The 20,914-nt window shown below is 30.7% G+C and carries 21 protein-coding genes and 1 riboswitch; of the genes, 20 read left to right on the top strand and 1 reads right to left on the bottom strand.

The annotated features are described in order from the left end of the window. Positions 1 to 76: 76 nt before the first annotated feature. Positions 77 to 487, bottom strand: coding sequence for a transcriptional regulator PerR (gene perR, locus A7L45_RS19390; protein ID WP_071614315.1), 411 nt, complete (start codon positions 485 to 487; stop codon positions 77 to 79). A gap of 176 nt (positions 488 to 663) precedes the next feature. Between perR and A7L45_RS19385 the strand changes: the two genes are divergently transcribed. The 20 genes from A7L45_RS19385 to A7L45_RS19290 all read left to right on the top strand — a co-directional run bounded on the left by A7L45_RS19385 (position 664) and on the right by A7L45_RS19290 (position 20,794). Continuing rightward, the gene (locus tag A7L45_RS19385; protein WP_071614314.1) at positions 664 to 2,076 is read left to right on the top strand and encodes a PhoH family protein; all 1,413 of its coding nucleotides are present in this window, start codon (positions 664 to 666) and stop codon (positions 2,074 to 2,076) included. 211 nt (positions 2,077 to 2,287) lie between these two features. Beyond that, on the top strand, positions 2,288 to 3,301 hold the full coding sequence (locus tag A7L45_RS19380) for a phosphodiester glycosidase family protein (RefSeq protein WP_071614313.1): 1,014 nt from the start codon (positions 2,288 to 2,290) through the stop codon (positions 3,299 to 3,301). A gap of 34 nt (positions 3,302 to 3,335) precedes the next feature. Further along, positions 3,336 to 4,364, top strand: a complete 1,029-nt coding sequence (locus A7L45_RS19375; protein ID WP_071614312.1) for a hypothetical protein — start codon at positions 3,336 to 3,338, stop codon at positions 4,362 to 4,364. A 151-nt stretch (positions 4,365 to 4,515) separates the two neighbouring features. After that, positions 4,516 to 5,136 carry a site-2 protease family protein gene (locus tag A7L45_RS19370; RefSeq protein ID WP_152025102.1) on the top strand — a complete coding sequence of 207 codons (621 nt, stop codon included), beginning with the start codon at positions 4,516 to 4,518 and terminating at the stop codon, positions 5,134 to 5,136. A 67-nt stretch (positions 5,137 to 5,203) separates the two neighbouring features. After that, positions 5,204 to 5,866: a tRNA (guanosine(46)-N7)-methyltransferase TrmB gene (trmB, locus tag A7L45_RS19365; RefSeq protein WP_071614310.1), complete on the top strand. Its 663-nt coding sequence runs from the start codon at positions 5,204 to 5,206 to the stop codon at positions 5,864 to 5,866. Between the two features lie 164 nt (positions 5,867 to 6,030). After that, positions 6,031 to 6,213, top strand: a riboswitch (cobalamin riboswitch). A 313-nt stretch (positions 6,214 to 6,526) separates the two neighbouring features. Next, positions 6,527 to 8,050, top strand: a complete 1,524-nt coding sequence (locus A7L45_RS19360; RefSeq protein WP_071614309.1) for a cobyric acid synthase — start codon at positions 6,527 to 6,529, stop codon at positions 8,048 to 8,050. Positions 8,051 to 8,155: 105 nt separating this feature from the next. Then, on the top strand, positions 8,156 to 9,100 hold the full coding sequence (gene cbiB, locus A7L45_RS19355; RefSeq protein WP_169829632.1) for an adenosylcobinamide-phosphate synthase CbiB: 945 nt from the start codon (positions 8,156 to 8,158) through the stop codon (positions 9,098 to 9,100). Positions 9,101 to 9,151: 51 nt separating this feature from the next. Continuing rightward, positions 9,152 to 10,336 (top strand): glutamyl-tRNA reductase, encoded by a 1,185-nt coding sequence (gene hemA, locus A7L45_RS19350; protein ID WP_071614307.1) that lies wholly within the window; start codon positions 9,152 to 9,154, stop codon positions 10,334 to 10,336. Next, a complete protein-coding gene (locus A7L45_RS19345) occupies positions 10,300 to 10,944 on the top strand; it encodes an NAD(P)-dependent oxidoreductase (protein WP_071614306.1) in 645 nt (214 codons plus the stop codon). Before hemA ends, A7L45_RS19345 begins: the two co-directional genes overlap by 37 nt. Before the next feature lie 40 nt (positions 10,945 to 10,984). Then, a complete protein-coding gene (hemC, locus tag A7L45_RS19340) occupies positions 10,985 to 11,860 on the top strand; it encodes a hydroxymethylbilane synthase (RefSeq protein WP_071614305.1) in 876 nt (291 codons plus the stop codon). A 28-nt stretch (positions 11,861 to 11,888) separates the two neighbouring features. Continuing rightward, positions 11,889 to 13,349 (top strand): uroporphyrinogen-III C-methyltransferase, encoded by a 1,461-nt coding sequence (gene cobA / locus A7L45_RS19335; RefSeq protein ID WP_071614304.1) that lies wholly within the window; start codon positions 11,889 to 11,891, stop codon positions 13,347 to 13,349. A gap of 71 nt (positions 13,350 to 13,420) precedes the next feature. Next, complete coding sequence (hemB, locus tag A7L45_RS19330) at positions 13,421 to 14,386, top strand: porphobilinogen synthase (RefSeq protein ID WP_071614303.1); 966 nt, start codon at positions 13,421 to 13,423, stop codon at positions 14,384 to 14,386. A gap of 101 nt (positions 14,387 to 14,487) precedes the next feature. Continuing rightward, positions 14,488 to 15,762, top strand: a complete 1,275-nt coding sequence (gene hemL, locus A7L45_RS19325; RefSeq protein WP_071614302.1) for a glutamate-1-semialdehyde 2,1-aminomutase — start codon at positions 14,488 to 14,490, stop codon at positions 15,760 to 15,762. 254 nt (positions 15,763 to 16,016) lie between these two features. Then, positions 16,017 to 17,372 (top strand): TM7S3/TM198-like domain-containing protein, encoded by a 1,356-nt coding sequence (locus tag A7L45_RS19320; protein WP_071614301.1) that lies wholly within the window; start codon positions 16,017 to 16,019, stop codon positions 17,370 to 17,372. A gap of 103 nt (positions 17,373 to 17,475) precedes the next feature. Then, entirely contained in the window at positions 17,476 to 18,039 is a 564-nt protein-coding gene (gene cbiT / locus A7L45_RS19315; RefSeq protein ID WP_071614300.1) for a precorrin-6Y C5,15-methyltransferase (decarboxylating) subunit CbiT, read from the top strand. A 398-nt stretch (positions 18,040 to 18,437) separates the two neighbouring features. Then, a complete protein-coding gene (locus A7L45_RS19310) occupies positions 18,438 to 18,728 on the top strand; it encodes a hypothetical protein (protein ID WP_071614299.1) in 291 nt (96 codons plus the stop codon). 239 nt (positions 18,729 to 18,967) lie between these two features. After that, complete coding sequence (locus A7L45_RS19305; RefSeq protein ID WP_071614298.1) at positions 18,968 to 19,225, top strand: helix-turn-helix transcriptional regulator; 258 nt, start codon at positions 18,968 to 18,970, stop codon at positions 19,223 to 19,225. Beyond that, positions 19,206 to 19,658, top strand: a complete 453-nt coding sequence (gene def / locus A7L45_RS19300; RefSeq protein ID WP_071614297.1) for a peptide deformylase — start codon at positions 19,206 to 19,208, stop codon at positions 19,656 to 19,658. The genes A7L45_RS19305 and def overlap by 20 nt, the downstream gene beginning before the upstream one ends. A 53-nt stretch (positions 19,659 to 19,711) precedes the next feature. After that, positions 19,712 to 20,209 carry an HD domain-containing protein gene (locus A7L45_RS19295; RefSeq protein ID WP_071614296.1) on the top strand — a complete coding sequence of 166 codons (498 nt, stop codon included), beginning with the start codon at positions 19,712 to 19,714 and terminating at the stop codon, positions 20,207 to 20,209. A 21-nt stretch (positions 20,210 to 20,230) separates the two neighbouring features. After that, positions 20,231 to 20,794 (top strand): hypothetical protein, encoded by a 564-nt coding sequence (locus tag A7L45_RS19290; RefSeq protein WP_071614295.1) that lies wholly within the window; start codon positions 20,231 to 20,233, stop codon positions 20,792 to 20,794. Positions 20,795 to 20,914 lie beyond the last annotated feature (120 nt).

Below are 20,914 nucleotides of genomic sequence, written 5' to 3'. Positions count from 1 at the left end.
AGAAATATGTTTCAAAGTACATTATTAAATAAAGGGAAGTATGAATTTTAATTCATACTTCCCTTTATTTAATAAATTATTTTTTGCAATTTTCACATAAACCATAAAAGTAAAGTCTAGTTGCTATTACGTCGTAATTAGTATATTGTTTTACATCTTCAAGTACATTTGAAAAACTTATACCTTCTATGTCATCAACTTTACCACAGTTTACGCATTGTATGTGAGGGTGAGGTTTCATATTACAATCATATCTAAAATTACCTTCACCAACATTAAGTTCTATAATCAGTTCAACGCTTATAAGAGTTTTTAAGGCTTTATAAACTGTAGCCAAACTCATAGTAGGATATGTTGGTTGTAGAGCTTTGTAAATTAATTCAGCTGAAGGATGTTCTTTTGTAGATTGCAAATATTTGTAGACAGCAATGCGCTGGGGTGTAAGCTTTAATTTTTTTTCTTTAAAAACTGTTGTAATGTTCTCCATATACACCATCCTATAATATTATTATATATAATATAAAACTTATTATATAATAAAAACTATTACTTGTCAAAACTATTATATAAAAAATCAATAAAAAATAAAATTTTATTTTATTTTTAATTCATTTATAGAATTAATTACATATATTAGTAATAGAGAGAGGGGGAACTAATACTTTGAAAAAAACATATGTACTAGATACCAATGTTGTTTTGTATTCACCAAGTGCTATATTGTCCTTTGGAGATAATGATGTAATAATACCGGAAGTAGTATTGGAAGAATTAGATAGTTTTAAGAAAGATAAAAGTGATTTAGGAGCTAATGCTAGATATTCAGCAAGGCTTATTGATGAGCTCAGGAAACAGGGAAAATTAAATGAGGGCATTGATTTAGAAAGTGGGGGAAGATTGCGGGTTGAAATGAATCAATATGATACCGAAATTCCTGCTTCTTGGGGTAAAGGGAAAGCTGATAATAGAATATTGCAAGTATGTAAAGGTATTAAGGAGCAAGGGGAAGATGTTTGGCTCATAACAAAGGATATATTTTTGCGTATAAAGGCGGATGCTGCAGATATTAATGTAGAAGATTATTATGAAAAATTTGTGCCAGAGTATGACAATCAGTATACAGGGAGGATAGAGGTATTTGTGTCTCCAGAAAAGCTTCAGGAATTTTTCAGTAAAAAAAGTATAGAGGCTACTGTATTACTTGAATATAATGAAGATTTAGAAGAGTATACTACTCCATTTTTATATACAAATCAATTTTTAATAATGCATTCAATGGAAAACCCAAAACAAACTGCATTAGCTAGATATGATGGAAAAAATATAGTACCACTTTATTATAAAGATAGTAAACCCTTAGGAGTTATACCAAGAAATGTTGGGCAGAGATTTATGTTAGAAGCTTTAAGCATTGATTCAATAAAAGCACCACTTGTAATTATTAAAGGGCCAGCTGGAACTGCTAAAACACTATTTTCATTAGCGGTAGGGCTTCAGAAAATATTACAAGAAAGCAGTGAGCATCACCATGGTGGTGAACAACACCTTGGTGGTGAAGAATACAGAAGAATTTTAATTTGCAGGCCAAATGTTACTATGGATGAAGAAATAGGTTTTTTACCTGGTACAGAGCAAGAAAAAATTTCACCATTTATGAGGCCAATATTTGATAATTTAGAAATACTTGTGGAATCTGATGAAAAAGAGCGTTATAAAAATGAAAAACAATTGTCAGATAAGATAAAAGACTTGTTTGATAGGAGAATTATAACTACAGAGGCGGTTGCTTACCTTAGAGGAAGGTCAATAGTTAAAAATTGGGTAATAATAGATGAGGCTCAAAACTTATCACCAAAACAAGTAAAAGCAATAATAACCAGGGCTGGAGAGGGAACTAAATTAGTTCTTATAGGGGATCCGGAACAAATAGATCATCCTTTTCTAGATAAAAGATCAAATGGATTATGTTATGCATCTGAAAAAATGAAGGGCAGTGACTTATGTTATCAGGTAACTTTAAAATATGATGAATGTGAGAGGTCTCCTCTAGCATTTGAAGGATCGAAAAAACTATAATAAGTGTATTTATAGAAGAGAGTATAAAAATTTATACTCTCTTTATATTCTCTTTTGTATTAAATTATCATATATTAATTAAATTTACATAAATAACATAAAAATAGTGTATTAAATTATTTGATTATACTGTACAATATAAAAGTACATAATAAAAGTACATAATGAAAGTAAATAATGAAAGTGCATAATAAAGAAAAGGATGGGAAGTATGAGAAAAATAAAAAAACGTAGAAAAACCAAAAAGCGTACAAGTACACTTGTTTTGTTATTTGTAGTATTCGAATTGATTTTCACAACAGTTACTGGCCCATTTATGCTTTATTATGGTCCCTTTAAAAATGTGAAGAGTACAGTGGTAGGTGCGGCAATGACTACTTATTCATTACAATGGCTTGCAACAACTTTTTTGTCTAAAGAAGCAATAGCAAAAATTATGAGCGATCAAACAGTGGATACATTAGTCCAAAAAAATTTGGATGGTGTAAAGGTAGAAAATAAAAATGATAATAGTATAGAAAGATATGATGTAAAAGGAAATAAATTTAAAGGTTACATATTAATAATTAATGACCCAACTAGGTTAAAAGTTGGTAGTAGTAGTATGCTTGGTAAGGAAGGGCAACTAACTAGTGATATTGCAAAGGATAACAATGCGATTGCGGCAATCAATGGTGGTGGATTTAACGATGGAGATAGTGGAACAAAAAACACAGGAATAGGAACAGGAGCAAATCCAACTGGAATTATAATGGGCAGGGGAAAAATTGAACGTAATGATATAACAGATGTAGATAAAAAAACAGAGGTTGTAGCAATGACTAATTCAGGAAATTTATTAGTTGGACCTCATAGCCTTTCTGAGATGAGAAAGGAGGGAGTAACCGATGCAGTATCTTTTGGACCAGCACTTATAGTTGGTGGTGAAAAAACTATAAAAAGTGGTGATGGTGGTTGGGGTATTGCACCTAGAACATGTGTAGCTCAAAGAAAAGATGGAGCGATAATATTTTTAGTGATTGACGGAAGGCAGTTAGGAAGTGTAGGCGCTACTTTAAGGGAAGCACAAGATGTATTATATGATTATGGAGCTGTTAACGCTAGTAATTTAGATGGAGGTTCTTCTTCAACATTATTTTATGATGATGAAGTTATAAATAGCCCGTCAGATAGTTTGGGAGAAAGGACAGTACCTTCAATTATGTATATAGAGAGTAGGAAATAAGTATATGATATTTTGAAGTTAAAGGAGAAAAAATATGAGTTGGACGAAAAGAATAAGCATATGGATAGTAGTATCTTTATCTTTGCAATGTTTAGGTCTCTTTTACATTGATCATTATTTTTTAGCTAATGATTCGAAGGCAGTATCGAAAAAAGTTGTCGAAGAGGTAAGTACAAAAGCCAAAGATATTGATATTACTATACCAACAAATGCAGAAAATATATTAGTATCTTATGATGCCAAATATATATCTTATTACGATGATAAAAAATTGGTGATTGTTAATTGTTTGACTGGTAAAACTAAAAATATAAAGTCAGAAGATGGATGTAATGTTTCTTTTGCTTCATGGATTCCAGGTAGAAATAGAATGGTTTTCGTAGAAAAAGAAAGTGATGATGAATCTAGTGATTTAATATTATATTCTTACGATGTAGTAAAAGGTGAAAAAGTAAAAACAAAAAAATTAGAGTGGAGTGGGACTAACACTAAAGTAGAAGATATTCAAACAGCGCCATTAACAGGCGTTACTTACGTGAAGGTATCAAACAATGCCAATAAAAGCAGCATTTATAGAATCGATAGAGATAGAACAATGTCAGAAGTCGATACAATACCTAAGCTCGTGGGCAATATTACATTGATTCGCCATGAAGATAAATTGGTCTATGAAGGCGCAGTTTATAATAAAATATATGTTACTGGTAAAAGTAGTGCTATAAGTGTGAGCGATGTTGATAAACTTACATTAATTGGGTCTGATAATGATGATAATATATATCTTGCACAATTAAAAGATAATTTGATAAGCAAAGTTTATTATGGTAAAACGTCGCAAGATACTAGTACATGGAAAACCATTAATTTACAAACACCTTGTGCTAAAGAAAATTTAATTATATCAACTAGTGGTAAAATATATCAAAATGATCCGCTAAAAAAGATCATAAAAGATATAAATTCTGGAACTGAAACTAGCTATAAAGGTAAATTCGTCCAATTATATAATAAGGGAGTAGTATCTCTTGAAAATAACAAAATGTCTTTTGTGCTTTTTAAGTAATAAGTGGATCCAGACTATGCCTTTGGCATAGTCTTTTGTTTACTAGGAAATTTGTAATTAAAAGTTTATACTAGATATTAAGTGATTTAATAAAAAATGAATGTGAGGGGGAGTAAATTTGGATACACAGCAAATATTGTATAAAATTTTAATGATACCAGCAATTTTAATAGCATTTACATTCCATGAGTATGCACACGCTATTGTAGCGGATAGGTTAGGAGATAAAACACCTAGATTTCAAGGGAGACTTACACTGAACCCAATTGCGCACATAGATCCAATAGGATTTATTCTGATTTTACTAACGGGATTCGGATGGGCGAAACCCGTTGAAACAAATCCTAGTTCCTATAAAAATTATTATAGGGATGATTTGAAAATTTCATTTGCGGGTCCATTTGCAAATCTGATTATAGGGTTTGTATTTGCAATTTTCACGGTGCTATTCTGGAAATTATCACCCGTTCAGGGTACAGTATTTACCATTATTATAGAAATATTAAAGATGACAGTATCTATAAATTGTATGTTGTTTTTTCTTAATTTAGTTCCAGTGCCAGGATTCGATGGATATCATATAGTTAGGGATTTATTTCCAAAGTTTTTTTACAATATGTCAGATACTTTTACTAGATATCAATTTTTGATATTTTTGGTTTTAATATTACCTATATTACCTGGTAATCAATCAGTTTTCACTTATATTGTGCAAGTGCCAGCTGATTGGGTATATAATATTTTTATGAACATCGCTACAATGCTTCAATAAGGAGTCATGACCTAATAAAAAAGTAAAGTTAAAAATTGTTATTATTATAAACGTAAGGAGAAAATATATGCGCTTAAGAAAAAAATATTGGGCTAGGCCGGAGCTAGAAGCTAGCCATATTGTAAGAACAGATCAATATGATCATAAAGGAAATTGGAGTGAAGAATTTAAAAATAAAAATGATATACATCTGGAGCTTGGATGTGGAAAGGGTAGTTTTATTGCAGAAAAATCTAGGCAAAATGATAACATTAATTTTGTAGGAATAGATTTAAAAGATGAGGTGCTAGTGTTTGCACTTAGAAAAGTTATAGAAGTACGTGCGGTTAAGGCAGAGCAAAATATAAATGTACGTCTTATGCCTTTAAACATTATGTTTATTGATGATGTATTTGCAAAAGATGAGATAAGTAGAATTTATATAAATTTCTGTAACCCTTGGCCAAAGGAACGACATAATAAAAGAAGATTAACTCATACTAAATTCTTAACTAATTACAAGAAATTTTTAAAAGTTGGATCTGAAGTTTGGTTCAAAACAGATGATACAGGCTTGTTTGAAGACTCTATAGAATATTTTAAACAATGTGGTTTTGAAATATTATTTTTAACATATGATCTTCATAAGAGTGGTTTTGAAGAAAATGTAATTACGGAATATGAAGCTAAATTTGCAAGTATAGGTAAGAAAGCTATGTTTTTACGAGCTAAATTAAATAAAGAGAATTAATAAGTATTAATAAAAGATAAATAAAGTTATTAACAAAGTTGTCCACATTAGTTCCATAAAATTATGGATTAATGTGGACAATTTAACGACATTTCAGTAGTTGATTTCTTGTACTAACAATGCTATTATTGTGTTGTAAGTACTCATATTAAATTATTATTAAAATTAAATAATAAAATATAGGTTTAATTAAAATTGATTAATTAAAAGGGAATCAGGTTAAAATCCTGAACTATCTCGTAGCTGTAATAGATGAATTTAAGTACAATATGCCACTCGGAAACGGGGAAGGCGTACTTAAATAATGATTCTTGAGTCAGAATATCTGCCTATGTTTTGCACCATAAACTCTACGAGTGATAGGGAGGGCTTTATAATAGAAAGTTGTTTACTGATTTATATGGTTAAACATAATTTTAAATCGTTTCCTTTTAACGCTCCAGTTAAAGGGCTTTTTTTATTCCAAGGATAAAATTAATAATGGTTAAACATATACATTAAAGACATTAATTTGTATAAAGAATTGGTAAATACAGCTGTTATTATATGATATAATATTTTCAGGTGGTGTAAGTCCACAGCAGGTGTGATAGCTTGCTGTTTTTTTTAATAGATTAAAATACAAGGCAAAGAAAAACACGAGGGAAGGGAGAAAAAGTAATGGCTAAAATAATGGTTCAAGGAACAGCTTCATCTGTAGGGAAAAGCATACTAGTTACAGCGTTATGTAGAATTTTAAAACAAGATGGGTTTTCCGTATGTCCTTTCAAGTCACAAAACATGTCATTAAATTCTTATATCACATTGGATGGAAAAGAAATGGGACGTGCACAGGTGCTTCAAGCATATGCAGCAGGTCTTGAGCCAGAAGTATTTATGAACCCAATATTATTAAAACCTACCTCAGATAAAAAATGTCAAATTATAGTTAAGGGAAAAGTTTATGGGAATAGTACAGCTATGGAGTATCATAATATGAAACTAAGATTCAAAGACATGTTAAAATCGCAGTTTGAAGAACTAGAAAAGAAGTTTGATATTATAGTAATGGAGGGAGCAGGTAGCCCTGCAGAAATCAATTTAAGGGAAAGAGATATAGTAAATATGGGAATGGCAGAACTTATAGATGCCCCCGTAATACTTGCTGGAGATATAGATAAGGGTGGTGTTTTTGCATCACTTGCAGGAACTATGCTTTTACTAAAGGCAGATGAGAAAAAAAGAGTTAAAGCAACTATTATAAATAAATTTAGAGGAGATTTAGAAATTTTAAAGCCAGGACTTACAATGCTTGAGGATATTATACATATTCCTTGTGCAGGGGTAGTTCCTTACTTTAGATTAGATCTTGAAGATGAGGATGGCGCAGTAGAGTTTAATAAGAAAATCACTGCACCCATTGACATAGTGGTAATAAAACTTCCACATATATCAAATTTTACAGATTTAGATGCATTGAAGTCAGAGGAAGATGTATCAGTTAGATTTATTACAACTAAAGCGGAACTCGGAAATCCAGACTTACTTATAATCCCTGGAACTAAAAATACTATCGACGATTTAATTACTATAAGGGATTCAGGACTTATGGATGCTGTTAAGAAGTACAGTGACAAAGGAACAATATTAGGCATTTGTGGAGGATATCAAATGCTAGGTAATAGTTTAATTGATCCAAATGGTGTAGAAGGAAGTTGTGATAAAGTAGAAGGAATGAGGCTTTTAGATATAGGTACATTATTTGAAGATGAGAAAATAACTACAAGAGTAAAGGCTCGTAGCATTAACGTGAAAACTAGTAATGTTAAGACTTATGGTTATGAAATACATATGGGTAAATGTATTTATGGTCAAAAGGCAAAACCTCTGTTTGAAATATATGATAGAAATGGCGACAATACTTTATCCTTTGATGGAGCAGTCAATGAAGATGGAAATGTTATGGGTACGTATATTCATGGGGTATTTGATGGAACGGAATTTAGAGAGTTTATTATTAATTCATTAAGAGTTAAAAAATCTATAAAACCTAAAAGATCTAAGACTTATGAGAGTCTAAGAGAAAAAGAAATAGACAAGCTTGCAGATATAGTAAGAAAAAATATAGATATGGATATGATTTATAAGATCATTGGGATAGAAAAAAGAGAAAAGCCTTTCGAGGTGGGGACGGTTAACAACTAATTAGTGTTTAATGTTTCTAAAAGGCGGGGACAGGTAAGAACTAATTAATGTTTAAGAAAAATAAGATAGTGAGGAATTATAATGGGAATACTATTTCAAATGAATATAATGGATTTAATAGCAGCAATTTTGTTAGATTTATTAATTGGAGATCCGTATTGGTTTAAGCATCCGGTGATTTATATAGGCAAACTTATTAGGGTCTTAGATAAATTAGGTAGAAAGTTATGTAAAACTCATAAGCAAATTAAAATATTTGGAGGAGTAATTGTAGTTATAGTAGCATTTTCTAGTTTTTTAGTCCCATTTATAATTTTAAAAATATCCAAAGAGTTATTTTGGGTATATAATATTCTTAATATCATTTTGCTTTGGACTACAATAGCAACAAGATGTCTCCACACGGAGGGCATTAAGGTTTATGATGCTTTGGTTAAAGATGATATCGATGACGCAAGAATTAAATTATCGTATATTGTAGGAAGAGATACTAAAGATCTTTGCGTTGATGAAATAATTAGGGCAGATGTGGAGACTATTGCGGAGAATACGGCAGATGGTGTTATAGCTCCAATATTGTATGCAATACTAGGGGGAGCGCCACTAGCTATGATGTATAAGGGTATAAATACTATGGACTCAATGCTTGGATATATGAATGAAAAATATAAATATATTGGATTCTTTCCAGCAAAGACAGATGATGTATTTAACTATGTGCCTGCAAGATTAACTGGATTTTTGATCTGCCTTGCAGCTCCAATTGTTAGGGGCAATATTTTAGATAGCATAAAAGTTATGATAAGGGATAGAAAAAATCATAAAAGCCCTAATTGTGCTTATCCTGAAGGTGCAGTGGCAGGGGCTATGAGAGTCCAATTAGGTGGAACAAATGTATATTTTGGAGAGAAGATGTATAAACCAACTATAGGAAATAGAATAAAAGATTTAGGTAGGGAACATATCGTGGATACAATAAAATTAATGTATGGGTCACTATTTTATATAACATTAATATGTGTAATATACGAAATATGCCGATATATATAAATAATAAATATGACGCATTATCAATAGTTAAGTATTTTTGGAGATGATATAATGATACAACTTATAGGGGTAAAACATGATGTTAAAATAGAAATTAGAGAAAAACTTTCAATTATACCCAAACGTCAAGAAAGGTCCCTTGCGGCTCTTGTTAATATTTGCGATGAGGCGGTTATTTTAAGTACTTGTAATCGGATAGAAATATATTTTAAGTCAAAAGATGAAGACATTGTTAAGAAGATATTTAATGCACTAAATTGGGATGAGTCTTTAATAAAGTGCGTGTTTAATTATAAGGAAGAAAAAGCAGTACAGCACTTAATGGAGGTAGTTTGTGGGTTTGATTCACTATTGCTTGGGGAAGACCAAATACTAGGTCAAGTTAGGGATGCGTATGAGGTAGCAAAAGATTCTGGGGCGACTAAAAAGGAATTTCAGAGGCTTTTCGAAAATGCTATTGCTTGTGGTAAGAATTTTAGAACTAAATCTAAAACAGGTGAAATACCAGTTTCTTCGTCATCGATGGTAGTTAAAAAAGCAATAGATATGGGATACAAAAATTTTATGATATTAGGTTATGGTACGGTTGGACAATTAACTACAAAATATATACTAGAAGCAAAAATAGATTCATTATATATTGCGGTTAGAGATTCTCAAAATGTTGATATAGAGGACCCACGAGTGAAAATAATACCCTTTAATGATATACAAAAACATTATGAAAAGGTAGATTGTGTTATATCTTGTACCACAGCTCCTCATACGGTAGTTCGTTTAAATGAGTTACCAAGCAAGCACTTGTTATTGTTTGATTTAGCTGTGCCAAGAGATATTGAGGAAATAGTAAGTGGGAATCCTTTATATGAAGTTTATGATATAGATAAAATAAAGGATATTCATGATGCAAACTTTAAAATACGGAAGGATTCAATGAAAAATAATAGATATATTGTGGATAAAGCCATAAGGGAATTTGTAGAGTGGAAAACTATAGAAGAGTTATCGCCTTTTATTAAAATGATAAAACACAATGGTGAGGATATATATAAGGAAAGACTTGCAACTTTTAAGCATAAAAAAGAGACAAAAGATAATGAAAAATTAGCAGAGATTTTATTAAAGAGCACTTCAAACGCCTTTGTAAATAAGGCTATACAGGTTTTAAAGGAGGAACATCTGAAGGGGAGGTCTAAGGAATGCGTGGATATAATAAGCAGGATATTTCAGCAATAAATTATACCATGATTTCACTCTTATCTAGTAAGGTTAACATACTTATCGTTGGTGGTGGAGAGGCTGCTTTTATAAAATGTATAACGTTTTCAAAGGAAGGCTGTAATGTTACTGTGGTTTCAAAAGAATTTAACAAGAACTTTTATAAGTTAAAAGGTGTTTCTAATATAAAATTAATAAAAGATGAATATAAAGAGTCTTATGTTGATATTAATCATATTGTAATTATTGCAACAAATAGTAATATTGTAAATGAATCTATAAAAAATTATTGTGATGAAAAATATAAGTTATACTTAAATTGTGAAGATTTTACTCAGGGGTTAGTAGTAAAACCAGTTCAAAGGGATACACCTAATATGAAGTTTGCATTACATACTAAAGGCGGTAGTCCGAAAACATCACTTTTTATGTCGAAAATTATAGAAGATAAAATTTATGAGTATTCGAATTTTATAGATTATACTTGTAGTATTAGAAATATAGTTAAGATGAGACCCCAAAAAAAAGAAATAATGAATTTTGTATGTAGTGAGGATTTCTTTTTTTTCTATACCAAGGATGTCCAGAGTATTATCTTAGAAATGTTTTATGGAATTGATATTTAAAATTAACGAGCGTAGGTAAGGATTTGAGGAGGTCGAGATTTTGAAAATTAATATAGGGACTAGAAGAAGTGAACTTGCACAAGTCCAAGCAAATACAATTATGGCTATGATTAAGGAAAAGTTCGATATTGATTCGAAGAAGGTTCTAATTGAAACAAAGGGAGATAAAATTCTAAATGTTACTTTGGATAAAATAGGCGGTAAAGGACTTTTTGTAAAGGAAATAGAGTTTGCAATGCTAGAGCAAAAAGCTGATATGGCAGTACATAGCATGAAAGATGTTCCATATGATGTGCCAAAAGAGTTTGAAATAGTTGCAATCCCAGTAAGGGAAGATGTTAGAGATGCATTTGTTGCATTTGACAATATCAGCTTCTATGATTTACACGAGGGTGCAAGAATAGGTACCAGCAGTATAAGACGGGGTACACAAATTAAAATTCTAAGACCAGATATAGAAATTGTACCTATAAGGGGTAATGTGCAGACTAGAATAGCGAAGATAGAAAAGGAAAATCTAGATGGAATAATACTGGCAGCGGCAGGTCTAAAAAGGCTAGGCATGGAAAATATAATTACTAATTATTTTAGCATAGATGAGATAGTACCGGCAATAGCTCAAGGCGCACTAGGAATAGAAATGGTTAAAAACCATCCGCAAATAAATATGATTAAAAAATTAGATTTTTACGATGCTAGAATATGTGTAGATGCTGAGCGAAGTTTTATGGCAACGCTTAATGGAGATTGTCACGATTGTATAGGTGCATATGCTTACCTTGATAATGACCTTATGCACATGACTGGAGTGTATAGAGTAAATGGGAAAATAGTTAAAAAACAATTATCAGGAGATAAAAATGGTTATATAAAATTAGGTGAGAATTTAGCTAAGAAGATACTTGAAAACAAATAAGCTTATGAAAAAATAAGGAGTGGATACAATGGGAAAGGTTTATCTAATGGGTGTCGGTCCAGGAGATGAGGAGTTAATAACTCTTAAAGCTATAAGAATGCTTTCAAAGTGCACAGCAGTTATGTATGATAGGCTAGCGAGCACTAGTATACTTAAATATTTAAAATCGGATTGCTTAATATATTATTGTGGAAAAGAGCCAGGGTGTCATTATAAAACTCAGGATGAAATAAATGACATGTTAGTAACTCTAGCTAAAGAAGGTAACATTGTTGGAAGAATTAAGGGCGGAGATCCATTTGTATTTGGAAGAGGTGGAGAGGAAGCCTTAGCTCTTCTTCACGAAAATATTGAGTTTGAAGTTATACCAGGAATAACCTCACCAATAGCAGTCTTAAATTATGCTGGAATACCTATAACTCATAGAGGAATAGCTCAAAGTTTTCATGTATTCACTGCGATGAGTGCAGAAAAACTAGAGATTGATTGGAAGGCAGTTGTAAGCCTTGGTGGAACTTTAGTGTTTATGATGGGATTTAAAAACTTAGAAAAGATAGCACAAAGTCTTATATTCAATGGAAAAAATAAAAGCACACCTTGCGCAGTAATAATGAGAGGAACTACATCTAAGCAAAAAAAGGTAGTAGGAACTTTAATTGACATTATAGGCAAGGTTCAAGAAGCAGAAATATCTTCTCCTTGCATTATTGTAGTAGGAGAAGTAATTAAATTTAATGATCAATTTAATTGGTATGAGAAGAAACCGCTATTTGGTAAGAATATTTGTATAACTAGGTCAAAAGCCCAAGCAAAAGAATTAAGGGAAGAATTGATAGATTTAGGAGCAGAGGTGCTTGAGATAAATTCTATTGAATTTAAAGATACTTCAATCAACTTAGATAAATGCAAGGGAAGGCTTACGGGTTATGATTTCATAACATTAACAAGTGTAAATGGAGTGAATTACTTTTTTGATTACTTAAGAGATATTAAATTTGATGTTAGAAAACTTAAAGCTAAAGTTGCAGCAATAGGACCAGCTACTGCAAAGGCCATTGAAAACAGAGGCATTATACCAGATATTGTGGCAGATCATTTTGTTGCTGAAAGTTTGTTTGATAAAATGAGGGGTTATGTAAAAGAATATGACAAGGTGTTAGTACCTAGGTCAAAAGATGCAAGGCCTTATTTAGTTGAAGCATTAAGAAATGCAGGATGCATTGTTGAGGAAGTTTTCACTTATGAAACGATTTGTGGCAAATTAAAATCGGATAATGAAATTAAAGATGTAGATGTAATAGTCTTTACTTCACCATCAACAGTTAAAAATATGATTAATATGGTAGGGATTGAAACTATACAATCTAAAAAAGCAATTGCTATAGGACCAATAACTGCAAAAGCGCTAATGGACGTAGGAGTGAACCCAACTATATGTGATGTTTATAGCGTAGAAGGTGTTATAAATAAACTTTTAGAAATGAAATAATGATTTATTTGCACGAAATGATAATAAATTGTGGATAACATTAAAATATATTTAATTAGGAGTGGATAACTTTGTTTAAAAGAAATAGAAGATTAAGAGAAACAAAAAACATAAGAGACTTAGTGCGTGAAACAGTATTAACTTCATCAGACTTTATATTTCCTATATTTATAGTGGAAGGTGAAAACATTAAAGAAGAGATATCTTCAATGCCAGGAAATTATCATTTTTCTTTAGATAGACTCCATGAGATTATTGAAGAGGTTATCGAAGTAGGTGTGCGCGGAGTAATTTTATTCGGATTACCAGATCATAAAGATGAAGTAGGGTGTGGCGCTTACGATAAAAATGGAATAATTCAAAGGGGAGTTAAAAAAGTTCGAGAAGTATCGAAAGATTTAGTTATAATAACAGATGTATGTATGTGTGAATATACAAGTCATGGACATTGTGGAATACTAGAGGGAACAAAGGTTGATAATGATAAGAGTTTAAAATATATAGCAGAAATAGCATTATCTCATGCTGAGGCTGGAGCTGATATGGTAGCGCCATCTGATATGATGGATGGACATGTTGCTGCAATAAGAGAGCTTTTAGATAGTAATGGATATAAAGATGTATTAATAATGGCTTATAGTGCAAAATATTCATCAGCGTTTTATGGCCCCTTTAGAGAAGCGGCTAATTCAACGCCACAATTTGGAGATAGAAAAGCATATCAAATGGATCCAGCAAATATAAGAGAAGCCATGAGAGAAATAGATGCTGATATTTGCGAGGGCGCAGATATAATAATGGTAAAACCAGCGTTATCATATTTAGATGTAGTGAGATGGGCTAGGGATAAACATGATGTGCCAGTAGCCGCTTATAGTGTTAGTGGGGAGTTTGCTATGGTAAAAGCTGCTGCAAAGATGGGCTTTATTGATGAAAAAGCTATAGCTATGGAAATGCATTTATCTATGAAAAGAGCAGGAGCAGACATGATAATTACTTATTATGCAATTGATTTATGTAAGTGGCTTAAGGAGTAATCGTGAACTTAAGGTTTACAATTTATTATAGATAATAGAGTCTTAAATATCTATTGAGGGCAAAGGACTAAAATCAAATATTTAGAAAAGAGGAAATTACTATGAGAAATTTAGATATATTTAATGAATCAAAGAAGTATATGCCTGGTGGTGTTAATAGCCCAGTAAGAGCATATAAAGATGTAGATGTAACTCCTCCGATTATTAAGAAAGGTAAGGGTGCTTACATTTATGATGAAGAGGGTAACAAATACATAGATTTTGTATGTGCTTGGGGTCCTATGATACTTGGACATTGTGATGACGATGTAGTAAAAGCTATACAAAATACTGCAGCAGAGTCGATTGCTTTTGGTGCATCTACAGAGATAGAATTAAAACTTGCAAAACATATTTGCTCAACTGTAGACAGTGTAGAGATGATTCGAATGGTTAATTCAGGTACAGAAGCTACTATGAGTGTTGTAAAACTTGCAAGAGGTTATACAAAAAAGAATAAAATGATTAAATTTGCAGGATGTTATCACGGGCATGCTGGTGGATTTTTAGTCGAAGCAGGTTCAGGAGTGCTTACTGAAGGAATACCAGGTTCCGCAGGGGTTCCTAAAGAAAGCATTGTAAATACATTAATAGCAAATTACAATGATATACAAAGTGTAAAAGTTTTGTTTGAGAAATATAGCGATGATATCGCTTGCGTAATTATTGAACCAGTAGCAGGTAATATGGGAGTTATTCCAGCAGAGAAAGAGTTTTTATTAGAACTTAGAAAAATATGTGATAAATATAATAGTCTACTTATTTTTGACGAAGTAATGAGTGGATTTAGAGTAGCATACAAAGGTGCACAAAGCATATATGGAATCTATCCTGATTTAATTACTTATGCAAAAATCATGGGAGGTGGACTTCCTTGTGGTGCTTATGGTGGTAAAAAAGAAATAATGGAGATGTTATCACCTATGGGACCTGTATATCAAGCTGGTACAATGTCTGGAAATCCAGTTGTAATGGCAGCAGGTTATGCAAGCTTAACTAAGCTTTATAATAATCCAAGTGTTTATGAAAACATGGAAAAGCTATCACAAAAACTTCAAAAGGGATTACTAGAAATTGCAAAAGAAAAAGGTATACCTATGGTAGTCAACAGATGTGGCTCAATGATTACAGCTTTCTTTACAAAGAAGAGGGAAGTTAGAAATTTTGAGGATGCTAAAACTTGTGATGCAAAATTATTTGCAAAATATTTTGAACATATGATAAAAAGTGGGATAAATATTGCACCTTCTCAATTTGAAGCAATATTCTTATGTACTAAACATACGGATGAGGATATTGAATCATTCTTAGAGGCATTTAGGAGTTTTGAATTATAAGAAGTTAAGAATAACCCTATTTATTTTTTAAAAAAAAGTGCTCAAGTGATTAATTTTAAATCACTTGAGCACTTTTTTAATAAACATAGGTTATTTAATATTGCAGTGACCCAGAAGATTATTTAATTATTGATTTTCACAAAAGTTATAAATATATGTTTATTAAGTTGAATACTCTATTAAGAGAAAACAAATTGTGGTATAAAAATAATCTCATATACCATATGCAAAATTATTATAAGAGGAGTGGTTTTATGCGAATATCTGGATTTTTGGCTGTTTTACAACAGCTTAACTTTATGGTAGAAAATCCCACTGGAATCAGTGGTTTTGCTAGCGAGTGTATAAGGATTATTGCAATCGTAACGTTTTTATTGACATTCCTACAATGTTTCTTAGGGTATAAGCTGTTTAAGTTTTGGGTTACTGTTTGTGGCTTTTTTACATTTGGAATAATGGGTGGAGTTGTTAGTAATACTAGTTCGGACAATGCAGGGATGGCGATGTTCATTGTTTTACTATCGGCACTTCTAGGTGCATTTATAACATTTAAATTGTATAAAGTAGGTATTTTTATACTTTGTGGGTTTATGGGATTTTTATTAGGTTATGTACTTACACAAGTGGTTACATTAGGAATTATTATGGCATTGGTTTTAGGAGTATTAAGTATTTTTTTTGTAAGACCAGTAATAATTGTTTCCACAAGTTTATCAGGTGGATTAATTGCGGGAATAAGTTTAGCTAAAGTATTAGACATAAGCAGCTTTGCAACTAGTATAATTATAGGTATTTTGTTTGCTGGATTTGGAATGGTAGTTCAATTTGCAACAAATAAGAAAATTAGTAATGTAAATGAAGATAACTCACAAAATAACACGCTAATTGTTTCATCAATGAAATCAAGTTGCAATTTTTTTACAAAGGAAAAAAATAAAATTGAAATAGAAAATTTAATTATTATGGAAAAAGCAAGTGGACTAACCTTGGATGAAGTATCGGAGGATATGGAGGGAGCATTATATTCCATTAAAACTCTAAAATATATAATGCCATTTGTTGAATATATTTTATACTTTGCATGCTTCATAGTAATTATATATCCTTTATTTATGGCAAGTGGGCTAATAGATGGTAATATTTCATTATTACTAGTTATAGGCATCTTATGTTTTGCAAAGAAAAAATATAATGCCATTGCTATAGCTTTTTCATTTGTTACAATCTCGAAATTAGTAATGATAATAAGGATAATAATGATACCTTCTTCTTTTAATAATTTACCTATTGTATTAATTGATACAGTAATTACAGGATTTATTTCATTTATAGCATTAAAATATTTTTTTAAATCAGAAAATGTCGTTAATTTTAAAAATAGGGTTGTCAAGTTGTTTAACAAACAAAGGATAATTCAAAACAAACAAAGAAAAAAGCCACATCAAGAAAACAACGTTAAAGAAATTACGTATTGCTGGAACTGTGGTGAAGTGAACAATATAACTGATAATTTTTGTAGAAACTGTGGTGGGAGATTATCTAGGGAAATAAAGCAAGTTACTGATAAACAGGCTAAGGAAGCGGCGTTTATAAATCATAGTGAAAAGTAAAAAATTAATTTCAGTATAAGTTAAAAGAAAATTTCTGAAGTATACGCTTCTGTTGTATAATGAAATATATACTGTAATGGAATAAATCAGGAGGTCCAAAAACATGAGGTTTATTAAAGATGATGAATTTATACGGGGCAATTGCCCAATGACGAAGGAAGAGGTAAGAATATTAAGTGTAGTAAAGCTAGAACTTGAAGATGATTATAGAGTTATAGATATTGGAGCTGGAACAGGGTCTGTAAGTATTCAGATAGCGCAGATATGTAAAAATGGTGAAGTTATAGCTATAGAAAAAGATAATGAGGCATTAGAGGTTTTGAAACAAAACAAAGAAAAATTTAAGACAAGTAACCTTGAGATAATAAATTTAGAGGCTATGGAGATAGAGGCAAACATAATAGGAGAATTTGACGCTATATTTGTAGGTGGAAGTGGTGGAAATATAGCTGATATTATTGAGAAGTATGGAGATAAATTAAAAAAAGGCAAAAATATTGTTTTAAACTTTATAACTATAAACAATGTATACAAAGCTATGGAAGCTTTAAAAGAGTTAAATTATGAAGTGGAATGTGTACAAATTCAGGTAAGTAAAACAAAAGGAAAGAGTTATATGTTAATGGCTAATAATCCTATATTCATTGTGACCGGAAGAAAACATTAAAAAGTGTATCCATATTACTTTCACATGCGTGACTCCAATAAGAGATTGAAACATGAAATTCATTTAAGAAATTCTAATCTCTTGCAAATAGAAAATTCTCTTTCCTCTGGGTCGCTCTCTGGGGCACGTAATAATTATTAATTGTTACGTGCTCACATTCGGCTTTCAGCCGGTTCGCTAGACTGCTTGTAGCAGTCTCACGAGAATTTTATATTTGCAAGAGAAGAATTTTAAATAGAATTTCAATTGTTTCTGCTCTTCTTATTGGAGTCACTTCTGGAGAAAGTATTATTATTATGTATTTATTCTAATATGAATCTAAGAGTTATGCCATATAAAGAAAGTGATAAACTAAATTGCAAAAAAGTGAAAATATTTTTAATTTAAGGAGACAGCCTATGAAAAAAGAAAGTATATTTACAAAATGTTCATTAGGCATTTTAATAGTATCCATTTTAGTATTAGTAAATGAGTTTATCCAACTAATACCGACCCATTCTACTCGTTTAGAAGGACTATTATTATATTTCGGACCATCTATATTTGCAATTATTGGTGGAATCCTTTCAATAATTGGATTAATTAAACATAAAACAAAATTAGGGGTATTTTTAATAGCAATTAATGTTATATTATTATTTTGGCCAATGATTCTTATGTATGTAGGAACCCTCATTTGGGGCGTATAAAAAATTCATAAATGTTGTAAAATATAAGAGTGAAGCAATAAAAAATAACATGCTAATTATAAAATTAATTAGCATGTTGTTTTTATTTGTATAAGGTTATCTAAAGCATAAAAGAGCGATGCATATATCATTGTAGATAAATTCGAAGATATTCTATATTGTGTAAGGTTAACTTGACATAAAAATAAAATAATGTTATATTTTACAATATAATGTTAACATTATGGAGGCGTTGATTAATGAAAAATAGAGTAAAAGAATTTCGTGAATCACTTGGATTAACTCAAGAACAATTAGGAGAACTTGTAGGTGTATCAAGACAAGCAATTAACTCTATTGAAACAGAAAAATTTGAGCCATCTATATGGTTAGCATATGATATTTGTAAGACATTCCATAGTCCTATAGAGGAAATTTTTCTCTTTAAAGAAAGTGTAAGAAAATCAAGAGCACAACAAAGTAGGGGGTGTAGTTTAAATGGCATTAAGACAAATTAGATTTTTTGATGATGAAATATTAAGAAAAAAGAGCAGAATAGTTGAATTGGTAGATGATAAAATAAGACAAATACTAAATGATATGGCAGAAACTATGTATAATACAGAAAATGGAGGAGGCTTAGCAGGACCACAAGTAGGCATATTAAAACGATTAGTTGTAATAGATATGGGTGAAGGACTTATAAAACTAGTTAATCCAAGGATAATTAAGCATGAAGGTATTCAGGAAGTTATAGAGGGTTGTTTAAGCATTCCAAATACATTTGGAAAGTTAAAAAGACCTGCAAAGGTAACGGTAAAAGCATTGAATGAAAATGGTGATGAGATTATATTGACCGGTACAGGAGATTTAGCAAAATGTTTTTGCCATGAAATAGACCATTTAGAAGGCATTCTTTTTACTGATTTAGTTACTGAATATATAAAGTAATGAATTGAAGAAGTTTTGCTATGAATCCAAATCTATTGATAGGGGGGATTAATATGAATAAAATAAATAATTTAATTTTGGAAATGTTTAAGTTTGATGAAGGCGAGCCAGAGTTAATTCAACATTTTATAAAGGTATATGAGTTTGCTAAGCTAATTGGTAGCATGGAGAAAATTTCATCTGATAATATGGAGATTTTAGAGGTGGCAGCTATTGTTCATGACATAGGAATTAAAATTTCAATGAAAAAATATGGGAAAAGTAATGGTAAACTTCAGGAACAGGAAGGACCTATTTATGCAGAAGAATTGTTAAATAGACTTGAATTTAAGAAGGAGGTAATTGATAGGGTAAGTTATTTAGTAGCCAACCATCATACTTATTCAAATATAGATGGAATTGATTATCAGATTTTAGTAGAGGCTGATTTCCTTGTGAATTTATATGAAAATAAAAATGATAAAGAGACTATACAAAATACTTGTAACAAAATTTTCAAAACTGTTTCAGGACGAAAACTTTGTAATCAAATGTTTATGGCAAAAGAGTAGAACTTATTAAAGGGGGGACTTATGAAAAAAAAGACTTTTTTCTTATTAAGCATCGTAGCAATAGTTTGTATATCATTAATATTATACTCACGAATATATACAATCACAGAAGATAGGGGACAATTAGAAAGCAAGATAATACAATTTATTAATCGACCTATAATAACGGTAAAAAAAATTGATATTAAACAAGAATTAAATATTGATAATAAAAAATATATTATATTTATAGATAATAATAATACTTTAGGAAATGCTGAACTAACCAAAGGTCTTAATAATAAATATAAAATTGAAAGTACAGGTGGTGGAAATAGCTGCTTTTATGAGGAAATATATAAAACCAATAAAGGAAAGTACCTTATTATGAAAGGTAAAAACCCTGATATAAAAATTTCATATGTAAAAGAAACAGTGGATAACAAGGAATATAAAATTAGTATTCCTTCGCAAGAATTTTATATGGCCTATTGTGCAGTTCCAAATGGAACACAATCTGTATATTCTGACCCTAACAAAATTAAATTCTATAATAAGAATGGTCGTGATATTACACAAGAGATTTCCAAAGCTTTATTGAAGTAATTAGGAGCATTCTTAATGTTTGACATAATGGTAATGTATATCTAATGAGTAAAACAATATGAGCAAATTGATTAATAAATTATTCATATCAAAATATGATTATGTTTTCATGTATTAAAT

The organism is Clostridium estertheticum subsp. estertheticum (genome assembly GCF_001877035.1).
Taxonomy (GTDB): Bacteria; Bacillota; Clostridia; order Clostridiales; family Clostridiaceae; genus Clostridium_AD; species Clostridium_AD estertheticum.
This window is presented reverse-complemented; position numbering and strand designations above follow the sequence as displayed.